Annotated in this window: 20 protein-coding genes; 11 read left to right on the top strand and 9 right to left on the bottom strand. The window is 69.2% G+C overall.

What is annotated here, in order from left to right:
* Positions 1–47: 47 nt before the first annotated feature.
* Complete coding sequence (gene pepN, locus QO010_RS06585) at positions 48–2,639, bottom strand: aminopeptidase N (RefSeq protein ID WP_307347552.1); 2,592 nt, start codon at positions 2,637–2,639, stop codon at positions 48–50.
* A 53-nt stretch (positions 2,640–2,692) separates the two neighbouring features.
* On the opposite strand from pepN, the gene QO010_RS06590 reads away from it, so the two are divergent.
* A complete protein-coding gene (locus QO010_RS06590; protein ID WP_307347554.1) occupies positions 2,693–3,094 on the top strand; it encodes a GxxExxY protein in 402 nt (133 codons plus the stop codon).
* A gap of 189 nt (positions 3,095–3,283) precedes the next feature.
* On the opposite strand, the gene QO010_RS06595 is transcribed toward QO010_RS06590, so the two are convergent.
* Both QO010_RS06595 and QO010_RS06600 read right to left on the bottom strand, forming a co-directional pair.
* Positions 3,284–4,675, bottom strand: coding sequence for an NAD-dependent succinate-semialdehyde dehydrogenase (locus QO010_RS06595; RefSeq protein WP_307347556.1), 1,392 nt, complete (start codon positions 4,673–4,675; stop codon positions 3,284–3,286).
* 31 nt (positions 4,676–4,706) lie between these two features.
* Entirely contained in the window at positions 4,707–6,134 is a 1,428-nt protein-coding gene (locus tag QO010_RS06600; protein ID WP_307347558.1) for a nitrilase-related carbon-nitrogen hydrolase, read from the bottom strand.
* Between the two features lie 125 nt (positions 6,135–6,259).
* Here QO010_RS06600 and QO010_RS06605 point away from each other — a divergent pair, with 125 nt between their 5' ends.
* Positions 6,260–7,177 (top strand): CPBP family intramembrane glutamic endopeptidase, encoded by a 918-nt coding sequence (locus tag QO010_RS06605; RefSeq protein WP_307347560.1) that lies wholly within the window; start codon positions 6,260–6,262, stop codon positions 7,175–7,177.
* Between the two features lie 114 nt (positions 7,178–7,291).
* Positions 7,292–7,954 carry an OmpW/AlkL family protein gene (locus tag QO010_RS06610; RefSeq protein WP_307347562.1) on the top strand — a complete coding sequence of 221 codons (663 nt, stop codon included), beginning with the start codon at positions 7,292–7,294 and terminating at the stop codon, positions 7,952–7,954.
* On the opposite strand, the gene QO010_RS06615 is transcribed toward QO010_RS06610, so the two are convergent.
* Positions 7,951–8,520 carry a hypothetical protein gene (locus tag QO010_RS06615; protein ID WP_307347563.1) on the bottom strand — a complete coding sequence of 190 codons (570 nt, stop codon included), beginning with the start codon at positions 8,518–8,520 and terminating at the stop codon, positions 7,951–7,953. The two genes, QO010_RS06610 and QO010_RS06615, sit on opposite strands and share 4 nt — an antisense overlap.
* Before the next feature lie 146 nt (positions 8,521–8,666).
* On the opposite strand from QO010_RS06615, the gene QO010_RS06620 reads away from it, so the two are divergent.
* Both QO010_RS06620 and QO010_RS06625 read left to right on the top strand, forming a co-directional pair.
* Positions 8,667–9,782 carry an acyl-CoA dehydrogenase family protein gene (locus QO010_RS06620; protein ID WP_307347565.1) on the top strand — a complete coding sequence of 372 codons (1,116 nt, stop codon included), beginning with the start codon at positions 8,667–8,669 and terminating at the stop codon, positions 9,780–9,782.
* Positions 9,783–9,799: 17 nt separating this feature from the next.
* Positions 9,800–11,026, top strand: a complete 1,227-nt coding sequence (locus QO010_RS06625) for an acyl-CoA dehydrogenase family protein (RefSeq protein ID WP_307347567.1) — start codon at positions 9,800–9,802, stop codon at positions 11,024–11,026.
* 238 nt (positions 11,027–11,264) lie between these two features.
* Here the strand turns inward: QO010_RS06625 and QO010_RS06630 are convergent, their stop codons facing one another.
* Positions 11,265–11,846, bottom strand: a complete 582-nt coding sequence (locus QO010_RS06630) for a CsgG/HfaB family protein (RefSeq protein ID WP_307347569.1) — start codon at positions 11,844–11,846, stop codon at positions 11,265–11,267.
* A gap of 55 nt (positions 11,847–11,901) precedes the next feature.
* Positions 11,902–12,684, bottom strand: coding sequence for a hypothetical protein (locus QO010_RS06635; protein ID WP_307347571.1), 783 nt, complete (start codon positions 12,682–12,684; stop codon positions 11,902–11,904).
* Between the two features lie 154 nt (positions 12,685–12,838).
* Between QO010_RS06635 and QO010_RS06640 the strand changes: the two genes are divergently transcribed.
* Positions 12,839–13,957: a hypothetical protein gene (locus QO010_RS06640; protein ID WP_307347573.1), complete on the top strand. Its 1,119-nt coding sequence runs from the start codon at positions 12,839–12,841 to the stop codon at positions 13,955–13,957.
* Positions 13,954–14,610: a response regulator gene (locus QO010_RS06645; protein ID WP_307347575.1), complete on the top strand. Its 657-nt coding sequence runs from the start codon at positions 13,954–13,956 to the stop codon at positions 14,608–14,610. Before QO010_RS06640 ends, QO010_RS06645 begins: the two co-directional genes overlap by 4 nt.
* Positions 14,611–14,613: 3 nt before the next feature.
* Here QO010_RS06645 and QO010_RS06650 read toward each other — a convergent pair whose 3' ends face one another.
* From QO010_RS06650 to QO010_RS06660, 3 genes are all read right to left on the bottom strand, one after another.
* Positions 14,614–16,452, bottom strand: a complete 1,839-nt coding sequence (locus QO010_RS06650; RefSeq protein WP_307347576.1) for a sensor histidine kinase — start codon at positions 16,450–16,452, stop codon at positions 14,614–14,616.
* A gap of 164 nt (positions 16,453–16,616) precedes the next feature.
* The gene (locus tag QO010_RS06655; protein ID WP_307347577.1) at positions 16,617–17,258 is read right to left on the bottom strand and encodes an NrsF family protein; all 642 of its coding nucleotides are present in this window, start codon (positions 17,256–17,258) and stop codon (positions 16,617–16,619) included.
* The gene (locus QO010_RS06660) at positions 17,248–17,805 is read right to left on the bottom strand and encodes a sigma-70 family RNA polymerase sigma factor (RefSeq protein WP_307347579.1); all 558 of its coding nucleotides are present in this window, start codon (positions 17,803–17,805) and stop codon (positions 17,248–17,250) included. Before QO010_RS06660 ends, QO010_RS06655 begins: the two co-directional genes overlap by 11 nt.
* A 215-nt stretch (positions 17,806–18,020) precedes the next feature.
* On the opposite strand from QO010_RS06660, the gene QO010_RS06665 reads away from it, so the two are divergent.
* From QO010_RS06665 to QO010_RS06680, 4 genes are read left to right on the top strand one after another with little or no spacing between them, the layout of a single operon-like run.
* On the top strand, positions 18,021–18,305 hold the full coding sequence (locus QO010_RS06665; RefSeq protein ID WP_307347581.1) for a BufA1 family periplasmic bufferin-type metallophore: 285 nt from the start codon (positions 18,021–18,023) through the stop codon (positions 18,303–18,305).
* Positions 18,306–18,308: 3 nt separating this feature from the next.
* Positions 18,309–19,154 (top strand): MNIO family bufferin maturase, encoded by an 846-nt coding sequence (gene bufB, locus QO010_RS06670; protein ID WP_307347583.1) that lies wholly within the window; start codon positions 18,309–18,311, stop codon positions 19,152–19,154.
* Positions 19,147–19,857 (top strand): HvfC/BufC family peptide modification chaperone, encoded by a 711-nt coding sequence (locus QO010_RS06675; protein WP_307347585.1) that lies wholly within the window; start codon positions 19,147–19,149, stop codon positions 19,855–19,857. Before bufB ends, QO010_RS06675 begins: the two co-directional genes overlap by 8 nt.
* Positions 19,854–20,300 carry a DoxX family protein gene (locus QO010_RS06680; protein WP_307347587.1) on the top strand — a complete coding sequence of 149 codons (447 nt, stop codon included), beginning with the start codon at positions 19,854–19,856 and terminating at the stop codon, positions 20,298–20,300. The genes QO010_RS06675 and QO010_RS06680 overlap by 4 nt, the downstream gene beginning before the upstream one ends.
* Positions 20,301–20,374: the final 74 nt, after the last annotated feature.

Genomic DNA, 20,374 nt, shown 5'->3' on the forward strand with positions numbered 1-20,374 from the left:
TTTGTTACCCACCCTGAGTCAGTTAGCCGCAAAAATCGCAATCTCGGCTAAGCCAGCGACTTAGACACCAGTTCAAAAACGTTCTTCGACAATCCCGGATGGGCGACGATTCGCTCCAACTCGGCCCGCATCAGCGCGCCCAGGTCGTCGCGATAACGCCGCCAGCCGCCCAGGGGTTCGACCATCCGGGCCGCGGTCATCGGGTTGAAGCCGTCGATGATGATGATCTGGTCGGCCAGGAAACGGTAGCCGCTGCCGTCCTCGGCATGGAACCGGGCCGGGTTCATCGAGGCGAAGGTCGAGATCAGGGCCCGCAGGCGATTGGGATTCTTGGAGTCGAAGTCGGGATGGGCGGTCAGGCCCAGCACCCGGCCCAGCGCCCCGTCGGATGGGTCGCGCGCCTGGACGGCGAACCATTTGTCCAGCACCAGCTGCTCGTCCTTCCACTTGGCATGGAAGTCGGTCAGCGCCTTGTCGCAGGCCTCGCCGCCCAGGTTGACCAGGGCCAGCAGCCCGCCCATGGCGTCGGTCATGTTGGCGGCGGCCTCGAAATGGCCGACCGCCAGCGCCAGGGTGTCGGAGGACGGCTGGGCCGACAGCAGGTCCAGGATGGCGTTGCGCAGGGCCCGGCGGCCCGCCGCGTCGGAATCGGCCGAGAACTCGCCGACCTCCTGCAGGCTCAGATGCAGCCGGCGCAGGTCATCCTCCAGATGCACGGCGATGCGGGCGCGCAGGGCGTCACGGGCCTCGTGCAGGGCGCCCGGATCGGCCGGATCCATGGCCAGGGACAGATCCTGCTCGCTGGGCAGCGAGAGCAGCAGCGCCTTGAAGGCGTGGTCGGCGGCCTGGTCGCCCAGGGCCCGGCCCATGGCCTCGGCGAACCGCTCCTCGCCCACCTCGTCGGGGGTTCCGCCCGCGCGGCTGAGGATCAGGTCGCGAGCCAGCTCCTGGCCGGCTTCCCAGCGGTTGAACAGGTCCGGGTCGGCGGCCAGCAGCACATAGCGGTCCTTGGCCGGCCGCTCGATGGTCAGCCTCACCGGGGCCGAGAAACCGCGCAGGGCCGAGATCACCGGCTGGCGGGTGACACCGTCCAGGCGGACGGTCTTCTCGGCGCTGTCCAGCAGCACCACCTCGGTCTCGCGCAGCGGCCGGCCGTCGTCGTCCAGCAGGCCGATGGCGATGGGGGTGGGCAGGGGCTGCTTGTTCGGCTGGCCGGGCGTGGGGGCGGTGGATTGGCGGAGGGTCAGTTCGAGGACGCCGCTGTCCTCATCCCAACTCTGGCCGATGCTGACCGACGGCGTGCCGGCCTGCTCATACCAGCCGAAGAAACCGGTCAGGTCCTGGCCCGAGGCCTCGGCAAAGCACTTGATGAATTCCTCGACCGTGGTGGCCTGGCCGTCCCAGCGCTCGAAATAGAGGTCCATCCCGGCCCGGAAGGCGTCCGCGCCGATGATGGTCTTCAGCATGCGGATGACCTCGGACCCCTTCTCGTAGATGGTCGCGGTGTAGAAGTTGTCGATCTTCAGATAGGCCGAAGGCCGCACCGGGTGGGCCAGCGGGCCGGCGTCCTCGGGGAACTGCCGGGCGCGCAGGGCCCGCACGTCCTTGATCCGCTGCACGGCGGCGCCGCGCATGTCGGCCGAGAAGCTCTGGTCGCGGAAGACGGTCAGGCCCTCCTTCAGACACAGCTGGAACCAGTCGCGGCAGGTGATGCGGTCGCCGGTCCAGTTGTGGAAATACTCGTGGGCCACGACGCTCTCGATGCGCTCATAGTCCAGGTCCGTCGCGGTCGCCTCGTCGGCCAGCAGCAGGGCCGAGTTGAAGATGTTGAGGCCCTTGTTCTCCATCGCCCCGAAATTGAAGTCGCGCACGGCGACGATCATGAACAGGTCCAGGTCGTACTCGCGCCCGAACGCCTGCTCGTCCCATTTCATCGAGCGCTTGAGGGCGTCCATGGCGTAGGCGGCGCGGGGGGCCATGCCGGGGTCGACATAGATGCGCAGCTCGACCTTGCGGCCCGACAGGGTGGTGAAGCTGTCGGCCAGTTCGTCCAGCTCCCCGGCCACCAGGGCGAACAGGTAGCAGGGCTTGGGGAAGGGGTCTTCCCACTCGGCGTAGTGGCGGCCGTCGGGGAGTTCGCCCGAGTTCAGCAGGTTGCCGTTGGAGAGCAGGCGGTGGAAGGCCTTGTCCGCCTCGATGCGCACGGTGTAGCGGCTGAGGACGTCGGGCCGGTCGGCGAACCAGGTGATCTTGCGGAAGCCTTCCGCCTCGCACTGGGTGCAGAACCGCCCGCCGGACATGTAGAGGCCGTCCAGCGCCTTGTTGTTCTCCGGATCGATCTCGACCTCGGTGGTCAGGGTGAAGGCGTTGGGCACGTCGGGGACGGTGAGGAATTCGCTATCGATGGTCCGCTCGTTGTCGGAGAGGACGCGGCCGTCGATCGCCACCGAGATGGGCTTGAGCCGCTCACCGTTCAGCACCAGCGGCTCGGCGTGATCGCCGTTGCGCCGGATGGCCAGGGTCGCCTTCACCCGGGTGGTGTTGGGCTCCAGATGGAACTCCAGACGGGTGGTCTCGATGAGAAAGGCGGGAGGCCGGTACTCGGCCAGGCGGACGGGCTGGGGCGTGTCGGTGCGCATTTCGATGATGTAGCGTTTGGCGTGTATCGGCGCCACCGGGGAGGGGCGGAAGAATGAGTGGGGATGAACACGAACCCGGCAAAGGGGTCCTCTTCCCGGAGGAAGCCTTTGCTATTCAGGGTGCGATTTTTGAGGTCAACCGGGCGATGGGCGCAGGGTTCCTGGAGGCCGTCTACCAGGAGTGTCTGGCGCTGGAGTTTGTGGCGCGGGGAATTCCGTTCGCCGCGTCTCGGCCTTTGAGCCTGAGCTACAAAGGCCAACCCCTTCGTCAGACCTATGTGCCGGACTTTGTCTGCTACGAACGGATCATCGTGGAGATCAAGGCAGCGACGGCTCTGGCGAAGGAGCACCGGATGCAGGTGATGAACTACCTGCGCGGCACAGGTCTGCGATTGGGAATTCTGGTGAACTTCGGTACTTCGCCAAAGGCGCAGATTGAGCGCATTGCGCTTTGATCCTCGGTTAGGGGTGCGGCTGGCGCTGTAAAGTTTCACCACGAACAACACGAACAGCACGAACGCTCCAGCGGAACCCAGTTTTTGCCCGAAGGGCCGTATGGATAGAGAGGCCTTCGGCCGATGAGGCCACTGTTGGCTCAAGCCCGTTCGTGTTGTTCGTGTTGTTCGTGGTGAAGTTCTTTAGGCCTATCCCACCACCACCGTCTTCACATTCACGAACTCCAAAATCCCATACCGCCCACACTCCCGCCCATTCCCCGAATCCTTCACCCCGCCAAACGGCAGCCGCGGATCGGACGCCACGTTCTTGTTCACGAACGCCATCCCCGCATCCAACGCCTCGGCTGCGATCCGCTCGCCCCGCGCCAGGTCCGACGTGATGACCCCCGACCCCAACCCATAGGGGCTGTCGTTGGCGATGCGGATGGCGTCGGCTTCGTCCCGCGCGCGGATGACGGCGGCGACGGGGCCGAAGATTTCCTGGTCGTGGGCGGGTTGGCCGGGGGCGACGCCGGCGAGGACGGTGGGGGGGTACCAGGCGCCGGGCTGGTCGGGGATGACGCCGCCGAGCAGGAGGCGGGCGCCCTTGTCGCGGCTCTGGCGGACCTGGTGATGGATCTCGTCGCGGGCGGCGAGGCTGACCAGGGGGCCGAGCTTGGTGGTCGCGTCGGTGGGGTCGGCGGGGGTCCAGGCGGACATGGCTTCGACCAGGGCGGTTTCGAAGGCCTGCGCGATCTGGTCGACGACGATGAAGCGCTTGCCGGCCACGCAGCTCTGGCCGGCGTTGACCATGCGGGCGGCGGCGCAGACCTTGGCGGCGAGGGCGATGTCGGCGTCCTCGAGGATGACGTAGGCGTCTGAGCCGCCCAGTTCCAGCACCGACTTCTTCAGGGATTGGCCCGCCTGCGAGGCCACCGAGCGACCGGCGGCGACGCTGCCGGTCAGGGTCACGGCCGCGATGGCCGGGCTGGCGATCAGGGCCCCGACATCGCCGCTGGGGATCAGCAGTGTGCGGAACAGGTCCTTCGGGAAGCCTGCCTCATGGAAGACGGACTCGATGGCCAGCGCGCAGCCCGGCACATTGCTGGCGTGCTTGAGCACCGCGCCGTTGCCGGCCATCAGGGTCGGGGCGGCGAAGCGGAAGACCTGCCAGAACGGGAAGTTCCAGGGCATCACCGCCAGCACCACCCCCAGCGGGTTGAAGGTGACGAAGGCCTTCGGCCCGGGACCGTGGGCGTCCGACAGGTCGACATCCTCGCGGGCCAGATAGGCCTCGGCGTGCTCGGCGAAGTGGTCGCAGTTGAAGGCGCACTTCTCCACCTCGGCCCGGCCGTCGGTCAGGGTCTTGCCCATCTCAGCGGTCATCAGGGCGGCCAGCTCGTCCTTGCGGCGGCGCAGGACCTGGGCGGCGGTTTTCATCAGGGCGGCGCGGTGGGCGAAGCCGGTCCCGCGCCAAGCCTGCTGGGCCTTGGCGGCGGCGGCGGCGATGTCCAGCGCCTCCTGGCGGCTGTGACCCTGGACGGGCTGGCGGGCCTCGCCGGTGGCGGGATTGACGGGGGTGAAGCTGGGCCTGGTCATGGCCCATCAACGCACCGAAGCGCCCGCCCGTTCAAGCGCCGCGCTTGCGCCGGGCCAGGGCCATCGCCGTCAGCCCGGCCAGACCGGCCAGGGCCAGCCAGGCGAACCAGTCGCCATAACGGCCATAGAGGGTGGAGCCGCGCGCGCTGTCGAGGCGCACGATCGCGGTGCGCTGGTTGGCGCCGGGCTCGATCACGCCCCGGGCCTGGCCGTGCCAGCCATAGGCGACGGTGCGGCCGTTGATCGTCGGCCGCACGATGTTCAGGCCGTACTCGATGGCCCGCATCCTGGCCATCTCGGCGTGAAGCGTCGTGATCGCCGGCCAGTCGTCGGAGGGCAGGAACAGCACGTCGGCGCCCGCCGCCTGGCGCATGATCGCGCGATGATCGCCATCGAAACAGATAGCCGCCGCGTAGCGTGCGCCATCGATGATCGCGGAGGGCACGCGGCCGTCACCCGGGACCATGTTCCTGCGCTCATGGCCCGGCACGGGGAAGGACTTGCGATAGCTCCACAGGGCCTGGCCGGACGGCGCAATCATCACCGTCTTGTTTTCGTAGCGCAGCGTCGAGGACGACTGACGCCGACCATAGGAGAGCTGGAGATAGACGTTGTGCTGAGCCGCGAACCGGCCCGCGCGGTCGAGCAGGGCCCGCTCGTCGCTGGCGAGAATGGCGAGCGAATCCTCGGGCCAGACGATGAACCGCGGCCCGTTGGTGGCGGCCGCGCTGCGGGCGAACAGATCGTCGGCGATCTCGGCTGAGTAGCGCAGTTGATAGTTCTCGTTGTTCTCGCGCCTGGGCAACACCATAGCCGCGAGCGGGCCGGCGGGAACGGTCTCGGCGGCGCGGACCGCGCCGAACGCCAGCACCAAGACCAGGACCGTGGCGAAGGCCGCCGCGGCGGGCAGGGCGGTTCGGAGGGCGGCGCGTCGCTCCCAGATCAGGTTGGCGGTCGAGGCGCTCCAGGCCACCAGGAAGGTCAGGCCCCACATGCCGGTCAGCGAGGCGATCTGGGCCAGCGGGAGCAGCCCCGCCTGGCTGTAGGCGATGGAACCCCAGCTGCCATAGGGGAGCAGCACGGTCAGGCCATACTCATAGCCTGCGTAGGCGCAGGGCAGCACCAGGGTCCCGAGCAGGGCCGGCAGGCGAGGCGCCAGCAGCCGGTTGAGCAGCAGGGGCAGCAGGCTCACCAGCGACAGCACAAGGGCTGCGACCGCCAGTTCAATCCCGTGCAGGCGAAAGACGCCGGCCCAGCTGAACACCCAGGCCGCCAGAACCGCCGGCCAGGCGATCAGCAACCCGCGCCCGACCGGCTGGCCTCTGAGGAAGCGGACCATGAGCAGTGGCGCCAACCAGGCGGCCGGCCAGACCGCGGCATATCCGTTGCCGAACGCCCAGAAGGCCGCCGCCGGGAAGATCAGCAACAGAGTGGCGAGCGAGCGCCCACGCGTCGTCATGAAACCCCCGAACTGAAAACGGCGACTGGCCGTTCGCGCGGGATACGGCCAGGCGCGGTGTTCGGATCATCGGTTCAAGCCGGCCCGCAACCGTGCCAAGCTGGGCCGAACGGGGGAGCACAGTCATGGACAACGCCGCAGCGGGTCTCGACATCGGCCGTCATCGTATTCTGCATCCCGGACCGCTGCGCTGGCTGCGGGCCCTGGGCTGGATGGTGGCGATGGTCCTCCTGATCGGCGCCGCGCAGTGGGGGCTGGGCCGTGGGCTGAGACTGACCGCCGGCATGCTCGGCGGGGACAGCCCGCCGTTTCACCTGTCCGGCGTCTTCCTGATGATCGCCGTCTGCTTCGGCCTCTACTGGCTGCTGGTCAGGCTTGGCGAGGGTCGCGAGGCCCAGGAACTGGCGCCGGGCGCGGCCCTGGGCGGGCTGGCGATCGGCGCGGGCGTCGGGATCGGCATGTTCTGCGTGGTGATGGCGGCGTTGGTGGCGAGCGGCGCCTATCAGCTGACCGGGCCGCATCCGGCCCCGGTGCTGGCCGACGTCAACATGGCGCTAAGCTCCGGCTTTCTCGAGGAACTGTTCCTGCGGGCCATCATCTTCCGGCTGGTGATGCGGGCCTTTGGCGTCTGGCCGGCCCTGCTGTTCTCGGCCGCCCTGTTCGGGGCCGGGCATCTGGCCAATCCCAACGCCACGCCGATGGCGGCCATCGCCATCGCCATCGAGGCCGGGTTGTCGCTGGCCGCCCTCTACCTGGCCACGGGCCGGGTCTGGGCCGCCATCGGCTTCCACGTCGCCTGGAATTTCGTGCAGGCCTATGTGTTCGGCGCCCGGGTGTCCGGCATCGAGATGAAGGGCAGCCTGTGGACCAGCACGGTCAATGCCGGGTCGCCGGAATGGCTGAGCGGCGGGGCGTTCGGGCCGGAGGCCTCGGCCCCGGCCATGGTCGCCGGGACGCTGGTGGCGATCGCGGCCCTGGTCATCGCCCGGCGGCGCGGCAATCTTCGGGCTCTCCGCGATCCGGTCCGCCCCGATCCGGGTTGAATACCTGCAAAAAACTTATGGATATTGCGCCAGATCAACAAATTCCGGCGCGCATCGGCCCAAACCCCCTTCGACGCGGATTCAACCGCGCTGATGAAAACCAAGGGGATACCGATGACTGTCTCGCGCTACGCTCTAGCGCTGCTGGCCGGCTTGGCTATGGCCGGCGCAGCGCTTCCGAGCACCGTTCTGGCCGAAGATTTCCAGCCGAAGGAAAAGGGCACGCTGATGCTCAATGTCCGGCTGACCGATGTCGACCCGAAGGCCGGCAACGACATCCTGACCGCCGCCAATGTCGATACGGGCCTCAACGCCGAGGTCTCGTCCAGCGTCATGCCGACCATCGGCCTGACCTACTTCATGACCGACAACCTGGCTCTCGAAGTGATCGCTGGCACGACCAAGCATAAGATCTCGGCCAGCGGCCTTCCCGTCGCCGACACCTGGGTGCTGCCGCCGGTCGTGGCCCTGCAGTACCACTTCAATCCCAAGGGCCGGGTCAGTCCCTATGTGGGCGCGGGCGTCAACTACATGCTGTTCTACGGGACCGAGGATAAGACCGGCTTCAAGAGCACCAAGGTCGACAACGGCTTCGGCTACGCTTTGCAGGCCGGCGCCGATGTCGCCATCAAGGGCCCCTGGAGCCTGAACGTCGACGTCAAGAAGATCTATTTCGAGACTGACGCGACCACGACCCTGAAGCCGGCGACGAAGCTGCATTCCAAGGTCGATCTGGACCCGTGGGTGCTGTCGGTCGGCTTCGGCTACAGGTTCTAGGCCGCCGCCGTCTCCTCCGACTCCGGCCGCTCCGGCGCGGCCGGCACGTCGTTGATGAACCGCTCGATCGCCGCCGCCTGCCGCGCCATTTCCAGCACGGCGGGCGGCGCGTTGTCCGGCTCCTCGGCGACCAGCTCGATCAGTTGGCGGGCCAGGGCCTGCAGCTTGGGGGCGTTGGCGATCAGCCGGGCCTGGCGCTCGATGCGGTGCGGGTCGCGGTCGTATTCCGCCCCCGGCGTGCGCCAGCCGCCCCAGTCGTTGGGGTCGGTGACCACCACCGGATAGGTGCCGGGGAAGGGGTGATGGGCGCAGTCGGCGGGCTGTTGCCACTTGTTCTTGGCCCGAAGCAGACGCCAGCGCTCGCCGTCGGACGAAACCTCGGCGACCTGGTCTTCGGGCTTGAGCTCATGGCCGTGGAACTCGCGGCCCAGGCCCACGTCATAGGTGACCCGCACGGGCTCATCGAAGCCCCTGGCCCAGGTCGGCACCACCTTTTCGATGACCGCCCAGGCGCCGACGCTCTCGACCCAGACACGCTGATTTCGTTGGAAAGTGGCCTTCGCCATGTCCTCACCGCCAAACTTCTTTTGGGCCAGAATCTTCGGCTGCATAAGAACCTGAAATCATTGACGCGAGGTCAATCTTCCCCCGCGCCGAAACGCCGCTAGATTGCCAGCCGCAGACGCTCCGGAACGGGGCGCGGGAGGACGCTGTGAATTTCGACTATTCCGACGACCAGAAGTTTCTGAAGGGCGAGGCCCGCAAGTTCCTCGAAGCCCGCTGCGGCAGCGCCGTGGTGCGCGGCGTGCTCAACAATGAGGACGTCTCCTTCGACAAGGATCTGTGGAAGGGCGTGGCCGAGCAGGGCTGGCTGGGCGCCGCCATCGCCGAGGAGCACGGCGGGCTGGGCCTGGGCCATATCGAGCTCTGCGCCATAGCCGAGGAGATGGGCCGGGTCGCCGCCCCGATCCCCTTCGCTTCGACCGTCTATTTCGTCGCCGAGGCCATCGCCGCCGCCGGCACGGACGAGCAGAAGGCCGACCTGCTGCCGAAGATCGCGGCCGGTGAGCTGATCGGCTGCTACGCCACCTCGGAAGGCCCCGGCGCCCTGACCCCCGGCGCGGTGAAGTGCAAGGTCGAGGGCGGCAAACTCTCGGGCGTGAAGATCCCGGTGACCGACGGCGACTGCGCCGACATCGCCATCGTGCTGGCCAACGAGGCGGGCCGCCCGGGCCTGTTCCTCGTCGACCTGAAGGGGGGCGGCGTCACCGTCGAGACCCTCAAGAGCCTGGACCCCACCCGCGGCGTCGCCCGGCTGACCTTCAAGGACGCCCCGGCGCGGGCCCTGGGCGCGGCCGGTGAGGGCTTCAACATCACCGAGCAGGTGTTCGACCGCGCCGCCGTGCTGCTGTCGTTCGAACAGGTGGGCGGGGCCGACCGCTGCCTGGAAATGGCCAAGGAGTACGCGCTGGAGCGCTATGCGTTCGGCCGGGTGATCGCCAGCTATCAGGCCATCAAGCACAAGCTGGCCGACATGTACGTCAAGAACGAGGTGGCCCGCTCCAACGCCTACTACGGAGCCTGGGCGCTGAACACCAACGCCCCGGAACTGCCGGTGGCGGCCTCGGCGGCGCGCATCGCCGGCAGCGAGGCCTACTGGTTCGCCTCCAAGGAAAACATCCAGACCCATGGCGGCATGGGCTTTACCTGGGAGGTGGACTGCCACCTCTACTACCGCCGCTCGCGGCAGCTGGCCCTGGTGGCCGGCGGTCCCAAGGTCTGGAAAGAACGTCTGGTCACCCAGCTCGAACGCCGTAACGCGGCCTGAGCGAGAGGAAGATAATCATGGACTTCAACGACTCTCCCGAAGAAGCCGCCTACCGCGAAAAAGCCCGCGCCTGGCTGGAAGAGAACGCCGCCGCCCACAAGAGCACCAGCGCCAACGGCCGCCGGCCCAACAGCCCCGAGCACATGGCCGCCGCCAAGGCCTGGCAGACCAAGAAGGCTGAGAACGGCTATGCCTGCATCACCTGGCCCAAGGAATGGGGCGGCGGTGGCGGCACCCCGCTGCAGTCGGTGATCTTCAGCCAGGAAGAGGCCAAGGTCGGCGTCAACTACGGCTACTTCACCATTGGCCTGGGCATGTGCGTGCCGACCGTCATGGCCTTCGCCGACGCCGAGACCAAGACCCGCTTCGTGGGTCCGGCCATGAAGGGCGAGGAGATCTGGTGCCAGCTGTTTTCCGAACCGGCCGGCGGCTCGGACGTGGCGGCCAGCCGCACCCGGGCCATCAAGGACGGCGACGAGTGGGTGATCAACGGCCAGAAGGTCTGGACCACCGGCGCCCAATACAGCGACTACGGCATCCTGCTGGTCCGCACCGATCCCGACGTGCCCAAGCACAAGGGCCTGACCATGTTCTGGATCGACATGCACGATCCGGCCGTGGAGGTCCGTCCGATCCACCAGGCGTCTGGCGGCAGCGAGTTCAACGAGGTCTATTTCACCGACCTTCGCGTCAAGGACAGCCAGCGCCTGGGCGGCGTGGGCGACGGCTGGAAGGTGGCCCTGGTCACCCTGATGAACGAGCGCTTGGCGGTCGGCGGGTCCTCGGGCCCGGACTACAAGACCATCATGGAGCTGGCGCGCACGACCGATACGGTGAATGGCGCGGCGATCCGCGACGGCGCCTTCCGCGAGAAGCTGGCCGACTGGTACGTAGCGGCCGAGGGGCTGAAGTTCACCCGCTTCCGGACCATGACCGCCCTGTCGCGCGGCCAGACCCCGGGCCCGGAAAGCTCGATCGGCAAGATCATCGCCGCCAACCAGATGCAGGAAATGTCCAACGCCGGCGTCGAGATGGAAGACCAGTACGGCATCCTCACCGACCCGTCCGAGGCGCCTCTGCAGGCGGCCTTCCAGCAGTCGCTGCTGTGGGCCCCGGGCCTGCGCATCGCCGGCGGCACCGACGAGATCCTCAAGAACATCATCGCCGAACGGGTGCTTGGCCTGCCGGGCGATGTCCGCGTCGACAAGGACGTGGCGTTCAAGGACATGCCGACGGGGCGGTAGGTTACTCCGCCCCCGGCGGGGGCGGACGACCTCGCCAGAGCGAGGTCCGGTGAGGGTTTCCGGGCCGTGCGTCAGTCAGTCCTGGCTATCTGAGACTTGTGGGCCAGGAGCCCAGCACAGCGGCCGGGGAAACTCGGCCGTTTTCGCTACACGGCCTCTTAAACCCTCACCGGGCTGCCCACGGGCGCGCTCGATGCGCGCCTCGGGGCGGCCGTCCGCCCCCGCCGGGGGCGGAGTATCACCCTAACTTCTGCGCCGCCGCCGCCAGCTTTTCCACCGCCTGGTGGATGGCGGCGCGGCAGGCCTGTTCGATGGCGGGGTTGCGCTTGCGCTCTCCGCCCAGGCCGCGGCCGTCGTCGTCTTCGATCCCGGCCTTCAGCGTCCGCCCGCTCGCTTGAGCGGTTCCGGTGGCGAGGGCCAGCACCTGCTTTGTCGCGCCGTCGAGCAGCCGCAGGCTGACCGCCAGTTCGATGCGCTCGTTCCCGACCCCGGCCCGGCCGCCAAGGGCCCCGCCCAGGCCGCCGATATCCAGCCCCGCGCCGCCCTTGGTCTCGAACTTGGTCACCGAGGCCCGCAGCAGGCGCGGCGGGTCGGCGTCGCCGGCTGCGTCCTCAGCCTCGATCACGGCGAAGCCGCCGCTGGCCAGCAATTCCTCGATCAACAGGGCGACCAGGCTCTCCTCGGTCGCCGAGGAACCCAGCAGGCTGCTGGCGCCGAACCCGACCACCGTCACCCGCAGTGGCGTAGCGGCCTGGGCGGGGAGGGCGATGAGGATTGCGGCGGTGGCCGCCAGCCAATGGCGCCTGGTGAGTTCGTGCATGGTCATGTCTCCGGAAAAAGGGGCCGGGCGTCGCCGCCCGGCCCGTTCCAGCCCCTTAGGCCAGCACGGCGATGAACTTGGTCAGGCAGCCCGCCTGCCAGACCTTCAGCGGCATCCACTTCGGCTTGCCGGCGCCGCCCTTACAGCTCTGGTACTGGGCCCAGGCCGTTTTCGCCTTCGCGGTCGCCTGCATGATGCAGTTGACACAGGCGGTCCACTGCTGGGCGTAGCAGGGCGCGATGCAGGGGATCGCGGCGCTGCACTGCGTCGCCGTCGGGCCGGCGAGCGCCAGCCGCTGCGGTTCCTGCGGGATCGCCGTCAGCTTGCTCAGCGAGGGATAGCTGCCCACGGCCTTGGGCGACAGGAAGGCCTTGAAGGCCTGCTGGTCGCGCACTGGCCAGCCGGCCACCAGCCTGGCGTCGATCAGCACGTCGCCCGACTGAATACGGCCCATGAAGTCGTCGTTGGCGTCGGCTTCCTTGTTGAGGGTCGCTTCATGGACCTGGGCCAGGTCCTCGAACGCCTTCAAGCCCTGGACGTCGCCCTTGGTCCCCTTGCTCTCCGAGGCCAGTTTGGCGTTGCCGGCGACCTGGTTGAAGAGGTCGTTCATTCCGGACGCATAGCTTTGGTCGAGCGACGCCTCGAGATCGCGCGCCGTGAGCAGACGCGAACCGCGCAGTTGTTCCTGGCCGCCCAGCAGCCGCTGGAAGCTGGCGTCGGCCGTCGAAACGCCGGCCGGAACGCTGCCGGTCGGTCCGGCGGCGCCTGCCGGTCCGGCCATGGGGGCCAGGATCAGCGCCAGCGCCGCCACGGCCTTGGTGAGATAGGTCAGTTTCATAGGTAGCTCCCTTTTCCTGCCCCGCAGGTCTGTCGTCCCGTCGCACAACGTTGTCCGACAAAGCCCTGGGTGGGCGCCCCGAGTTCATGGGGGGCGGGTCCCCACCGCTTGCTACCGGGGCGGCGGGTGCTAGGGTCTCCGGAGGGGGCTGACGATGCGGCTGGCGACGCCATTCCTGATCGGCGCGATCGCGGTCTGCGCGGTGCTGGGCGCCTATGGCTGGACGACGGCGGCCCCGGATCGCGCCAGCGCCGTCCGCCCGCCGCGCAGCGGCATGGCCCTGCTTAAGGCCTTCCGCTGCTTCAAGCCGACGCGGAAGGTGGTCGTGGTCCGCGGGGTCGAGGACAATTTCTCGCCGAAGGGCGAGGAGCCGCTGTCCGTGCGGCCGGCGCTGCGCAGCGCCACCCTGATGTCGATGCTGGCCAAGAGCGGCTACGACGTTGTCGAGGAGGACCACGCCTTCAGCGATTCGATCCAGGTCCCGGCCGGCCTGGTGTCGCGGGGCCTGTTCGTCATTGGCCTCAAACCCCTGCGCGGCAAGGAGAATGACGGCTTCGCCATCGGCGATCTCAGCCGGCGCTTCGAGAGCGGTCCGGGCCGGCCGTTCATGCAGGCCCCGATCCCGGAACTCGACCGCCAGCCGGGATGGAATGTCAGCGGCGTTGTCCGCTTCGCCCGCCTCGACGAGATCCGGTTCGAACCTAGGGCGGGCGGGACCGTTACCTTGCTCGACCACCTCCAGGACGGCGGCGGGTGGATCGATGTGCAGACAACCGACGACACCAGCGTCGACTTCATGGGCGCGGCCTTCTGTGTCGGCCCGCCCCGCATCAAGGGGGCCACCTTCATCCCCGACCCCCGCCCCAGGAAGGGCGACATGGTCTTGCTCGGCTGTACGATCCAGCGCAACGACCGCTATGTCTGCGAGCCCTTCGAGGGGGACACCGCCTGCGAGGTTTCGCTGCCCGTGGCCTGTATCCGGCCCGACCAGGAACCGTGGCCGAGGGCCTTCGCCGGCGGAGGCGCGCCGTCGGACTGGACCGGCGGGCGGCTGGCCGCGGCGCCGGCGACCCCGGCCAGCCGTTTCCGCACCATCGCCGACGCCGACCGCTACTGCGCCGCCAACCTGGGCAAGGACTGGCGGGTGCTGGGCGTGCAGGACGCCATGTTCTCGATGACGGCCATCGGCCGTGGCCGGGCGGCCGATTTCGAACCCCGGGCCTGGGTCGATGTCGCCGACCAGCCGCACGCCACCTGCTGGGCGCGCAAATGAGCAAACCCAAACGCATCGCCATCCTCGAGGACGACGAGCATCTGCGCGTCTATCTGGAAGAGGTGATCGCCGAAGGCGAGGGGCTGATCCTGGCCTTCTCGGCGGAGACGCTGGCCCAGGCCAAGGCCAGCCTGGCCAGGACGGCCTGCGACCTCTGCCTGGTCGATCTGCGGCTGCCGGATGGCGACGGGCTCAGCCTGCTTGGGCCCCTGCGCGCGGCCGGCGCCAAGGCGCTGATCCTGACCGTCCTGGGCGATCCGGCCAGCGTGCTGATGGCCCTGAAGGCCGGCGCGGACGGCTATCTGCTCAAGGAGACCCCGCCCGACCAGCTGCGCCGCAGCATCGCCTCGACCCTGGCCGGCGAGACACCGCTCAGTCCTCAGGCCGCCACCCATCTGCTGGAGACCTGGAAATCCGCCTCCGGCGCCCTGACCCGGGCGGCGGAAGGGGAGGGGCTGACCCCGCGCGAGGTCGAGGTGCTCAAGCTGTTTTCACGCGGCCTCAGCTACCGCGAGGCGGCCGACATCCTGGGCATCTCGCCGCACACCATCGGCGACCATGTCAAATGCATCTACCGCAAGCTGGCGGTGCATTCGCGCAGCGAGGCCATCTTTGAGGCCCGCCAGATGGGGCTTATTTCGCTGCTCGACTGAGGGTCAATCCTCGGGAATAGGCAGGTCCAGCCCAATCCGGGCGCCGCGTGCGGTCGTGTCGATGGTCAGGGTTCCGCCCAGCTGCGCGGCCCGGATGCCCAGGTTGCGCAGACCCTTGCCCGTCTTGCTGCTCTGGGCCGCCTCCGGGTCGAAACCCTTGCCGTCATCGACGATCTCCACGGCCAGACGGGCGGGGCCGTTGCGCTCGATCCTGACCGCCAGGCGCCGCCCGCCCGAATGGCGCACGGCGTTGGTCACCGCCTCCTGCATGAAACGATAGAGGGTCAGCACCCAGCGCGGATCGCCGGTCTCGACGCCCGAGACGTCGCCCTGCAGCCAATCCAGGGTCATGCCCGCCCCCTCGGCCTGGGTCTGGGCCCGCAGGCGAAAGGCCAGCAGGGCGTCCTCCAGGCTCTGGCCGGTGGCGTCGAGCGAGTCGACCACCATCCGCAGCTCCGACAGGCCCCGCATCAGCTCGCCCTCGAGCTGATCCTGGGTGATCCTTCCCGACCGCACCCGGGCGATCAGGGAGACCAGTTGGCCGCCGACCCCGTCGTGCATGTCGCGCGCCAGCCGTTGCCGCTCCTCCAGGGTGGCGGCCCGGCGCATCTCCTGCTCCAGGGCCGTGGCGGCGGCGGCGATCTGGGCCTGCTGGCGGCGGATGATGCGCGACTGGTCCAGCTGGGTCCGCACCAGCCGCACCGCGCCGACCCCAACCAGCCACACGGCCGCCAGGGCGGTTGCCGTCAAGGTCACCACCGCCGCCGCCACATAGGCCACGTCCATCGCCAGGCCGCTGAGACCGACATGCAAGGCCAGCCCGGTCCAGGCGACCAGGACCAGGATGAGGGCCAGTACTGCCCCCGTCGCGACCGCCTGCGTGCGGCGCAGCACCGATCCGCGCCAGTCCAGCCCGCCAGTCAGCACCAGGTTGGCGACCAGCATCGCGGTTGGCGCCAGCACCACCGCCCAGGCGGCCGGCGAGGCGAGGGCTGGGGCCCAGTCCGGGGCGGAGAAATCGATGATCCAGGCCAGAGCCATCGCCGCCGCCAGACCCAGCATCGCGCTGTCGGCCCGCTGCGCCGGACGCCGGCCCGTCATCAGCAGCGCCAGGCTGAGCAGGCCCAGCGACACGGTCAGCCGGTCCGCCGCACCCCAATGCCGGCCCAGTTCGGTCACGACATGATGCTCGCCCAGGCTGGCCCGCGCGCCGATCGCCGCCGCCAGCCCGGCCGCCGCCAGCAGGATCGGCCGCCGCCGGGCGTCCAGCGCCGCCCCGGCCAGGGCCAGCAGCGCCGCCGCCAGTCCCAGTCCGGCCAGCCTGTGACGCCAGGTCCCGCCCCAGATCGCCGTCTTGTCCGCCGCCGCCTCCAGCACGGTCCTCGGACCCAGATAGAGGGGGGCGCTGACCGGCGGCCCGACCGCCCCAGTGATCACCACCTCCAGCCGCTGCCTGCCCGGCCGCAGATAGTCCGCGGGCGCCTCCCACAGCACCGCCTGGCTCCAGGGCGCGGCGGCCGGGCGGTCCGTGGCGATGGCCGGACGCTGCAGCCGCACGCCGTTCAGGAAGACATGCACGTCGTCGCCCGACATGGCCGGCGCCAGCAGCGCCATCCGCTCCATCGGCGGCGGCGGGCCCGGCATGCGGTAGTAGACCTGCACCACCGCCTTGCCTGGCGCGCGGGGCAGGCTGGAGAGGGGTGGCGTCCGCTCCCCCTCGAGCGGCCAGCGCGGCTGGCCCATGTCCGGCATGGTCAGCCAGTGGCCGCCCGACAGTTTCCAGGGCTCAAGAGCGTTCAGCGGCGCGGCTGTCACCACCGTCACGGCCAGGACGCCGGCCACGCCGGCCAGCCGGATCAGAGGCGATAGCCAGCCCTGCCGCAACCTGGCCCTGGCCCACCGCGCACTCTGTCGCCACGCTTCAAGCAAAGACCCCATCCCTTCCGTGCGGGCGAGGTTGGCATGCTGGTTATCAGGCCGTCACCCCATGTTCGCGGGGCGAGGGCTCACCAGCGCATCAGACGCGGCCCGACCAGCGCCCCCAGCGCTCCGGCCGCCACCATGCCCAGCGTGTACCACAGCGTCACGAAGGTCACCGCCGGTTCCTGGCAGTGCAGGCCGTACATGGTCGCCGCCAGGCCGCCGGCGATCAGGCCGGCGGTGAGGCCGGCCATGGCCAGGCGCGTGGGCGCCAGGCGCTTGAACACCCAGACCAGCGCTCCGAAGATCGGGATCGATAGCAACAGGATGCGCCAGGAGCAGTGCATCGCCGAGCTGCCGACCACCAGGGCCATCCAGCGGCTCTCCGGCGTGCGCATCAGCTCCATCGCCGTCATCGCCAGCATGAAGACCGGGGCGAAGGCCAGGACCAGCCACGGCGTCACGCCTACCCTGCCGTCGGGCCGCGAGAAGGCGATGGCGAGCGGCAGGGAGGCCAGGGCGACCCACAGGGTGTAGCTGGCCTTCATCCAGAACCGCATGCCGTGCATGGCGTCGTCCATGTCCGGGCGCAGGCCCAGCCAGGTCAGCACCAGGGCGAAGCAGACAACGGCGCCCACCACCATGCCCAGGCCGAAGCGGCGGCTGAGGGCGGCCCTGGGAACGGCCGCCGTGTCGGCGGCCAGCTTGGCGATCAGGTCATCCGTCATCTTGACCCTCCTCGCTCTTGCGGATGCGGGACATCAGGGATTTCAGGCCCCGGTGCACCCCGACCTTGACCGAAACCTCGGACTGGCCGGTCAGGGCGGCGGTTTCGGCGACCGACAGGCCGTCCAGCTTGGTGTGGCGGATGGCGGCGCGTTGTTTTTCCGGCAGGTCGGCCATCAGCCGGTCCAGGTCGGCGCCGGCGGTGGCCTGGGCGGTGTCCTCGGGGGCCAGCAGCACGCCGGCGTCCTCCAGCGGCACGGACGGCCGGCGGCGGGTGCGGCGCAGGTGATCGATCAGCTTGTAGCGCGCCATGGCGTAGGCCCAGGGCGTGAAGGGCTGGCTGCGATCGAAGCTGACTCTGCGGGTATGCACGGCGATAAGGGTTTCCTGCACCAGATCTTCGGCCTCGGCGGGATCGTTGAAGAGCCGCCGGACAAAATAGGCGCGCAGCAGTCGGGCCAGTTCGGACAGCAGCCGGCTATGGGCCGCGGCGTCGCCGTCGAGGCCTTGCAGCATCAGCGCCTTGAGACCGTCCTCACTCGCCGTCACGCCCGCTCCCTGGCATGGCATTCGCCGCAGTCGAGTCCGTGGTTACAGCGACGGGCGGAAAAAGCCAGGGTGCGATTTATTTTGCGAGGGGGCGTAACCGCCCTGGCCGAGGCGCCGAATGACCGATAGCGACCGGGGCGAACCCAGCCCCCCTAACGACCCGGTCGCCGCGGGAAGTCTGGGGCTTCCCGCGTCCTCATTTCCGGAGATTTCCGATGAACCTGACCACCAAGGCCCTGCTCTCGGCCGCCGCCTTCTCCGCCCTGGCGGCCGGCGCCGCGATGGCCCGCGACATGACCGACCCGCCCCCCGGCTATGAGAAGTGCTACGGCGTCTCCAAGGCCGGTGAGAACGACTGCAAGGCCGGCCCCGGCACCAGCTGCGCCGGCACCTCCAAGGTCGACTACCAGGCCGACGCCTGGAAGAACGTCCCGACCGGGACCTGCACCAAGATCGTTACGCCCAAGGGCCACGGCTCGCTGACCCTGCCGAAGGGCTAGACCGTGCGCGCGGCCGCCGGCCTGGGGTTCAAGCCCGAGCATTTCGACGAGGCCATGACCTCGCCGGCGGCCGACCTGTGGTTCGAGGTCCATCCCGAGAACTACATGATGGCCGGCGGGCCGCGCCTGAAGATGCTGGAGGCGCTGCGCCGGCGCCGGCCGCTGTCGCTGCATGGCGTGGGCCTGTCGCTGGCGGCCGATTGCGATCCCGACCCCGACCACCTGGACCGGCTGAAGCGCCTGGTGGACCGCTTCCAGCCGGATCTGGTCTCCGAACACCTGGCCTGGTCGGCCTGGAACGGCGCCTATCTGCCCGACCTGCTGCCGTTCCCGCGCACCGCCCACGCCCTGGAGCGGCTGGCCGCCAATATCGGCCAGGTCCAGGACCATCTGGGCCGCGCCATCCTGATCGAGAACCCTTCGCTCTACCTCGCCCTCGACGGCCACGAGATGGACGAGGTCGAGCTGCTGACCACCCTGGTCCGCCGCACCGGCTGCGGCCTGCTGGTTGACGTCAACAACATCCATGTCAGCGCCAGCAACCTGGGCCTCGATCCACACGCCTATCTCGACGCCCTGCCGGCCCAGGCCATCGGCGAAATCCACCTGGCCGGCCACCGGATCGATCCTGACGGTTCGTTGCTGATCGACAGCCACGACGCCCCGGTGGCCCCCGCCGTCTGGGCTCTGTTCCGCCGGCTGATCGCCCGCATCGGCCCGCGTCCCACCCTGATCGAGCGGGACGCCAACCTGCCGCCCTTCACCGACCTGATGGTCGAGCGGGCCCATGCGGAGTTCATCCTGGACCGGGCGCGCGAGGCCGCCCCCAAAGAGACGGCCATTGCCTGAGTTGGCCGACTTCCAGGACCGCTTCGCCGCCAGCCTGACCGACGATCCGCCGCCGGACGCCCCGGCGGGCCTGAAGGTCTATCGCAACACCATCGCCCAGGGCCTGATCGAGGTCCTGGCCGGGGCGTATCCGACGGTGCAGCGGCTGATGGGCGAGGCCTGGTTCGCGGCCGAGGCGCTGGCCTTCGCCAGGGTTCATCCGCCGGTCAGCCCGGTGCTGGCCGACTATGGCGAGGGCTTTCCCCTATTCCTCCATCGCATCACGGCGGAGGGGAGGGGGTGGATCGCCGAAGTCGCTCGCCTGGATCGCGCCTGGACCGAGGCCCATATCGCCGCCGACGCCGAGCCCCTGGCCGAGCCGGATTTCGACCAGGTCCCGACGCTTCACCCGGCCGCCCGGCTGCTGGCCTTCGGCCTGCCGGCGGTGACGCTGTGGCGACTGAACCGCCCCCCGGCGCCCGTTCTCGCCAAGGCGATCCAGCCCGATTGGGTCCCCCAGGCCTGCCTGGTGTCGCGGCCCGCCGACGAGGTGATCGTCACCGACCTCGATGAGGACGCCCTGGCCTTCCTGACCGCCTGCCTGGCCGGCGCGACGTTTGGCGAGGCGGCGGTCGCCCTGCTGGAACAGCACCCGGACGCCGACCTGGCCGGCCTGGTCGCCCGCCTGCTCGCCGCCGGCGCCTTCGCGGAGCCCGCCCGATGACCGACACGACCTGGCGCTCACCCCTCGCCATCGCCGACAAGGTCCCCGATTGGGTCCTGCCCCTGATCGCCCGGCTGGGCGTAGCGGCCGTATTTTTCCAGTCGGGGCGGACCAAGGTCGAGGGGCTGCTGCATATCAAGCCATCGGCGGTCGACCTCTTCGCCACCGAATACCGCCTGCCGGTCATTCCGCCTGACATCGCCGCGCACCTGGCCGCCTATGCCGAGCACCTGTTCCCGCTGCTGCTGGTCCTTGGTCTTTTCACCCGCGCCTCGGCCCTGGCCCTGCTCGCCATGACCCTGGTCATCCAGGTCTTCGTCTACCCGGACGCCTGGCCGACCCATCTGAGCTGGGCCGGGCTGCTGGTCCCGCTGATCGCCCGGGGCGGCGGGGCGCTGTCGCTGGACCGCTGGCTGCAGCGGGACCGGCCGACGGCAACCTGACCTGCCGAAAACTCCTATCAAAACTGTACGTTGTTGCGCCGGGCGCTGACGCGGAAGCTGGCCTCTCCACTTCA

This window comes from Caulobacter ginsengisoli (assembly GCF_030814835.1).
GTDB classification, from domain to species: Bacteria; Pseudomonadota; Alphaproteobacteria; order Caulobacterales; family Caulobacteraceae; genus Caulobacter; species Caulobacter ginsengisoli.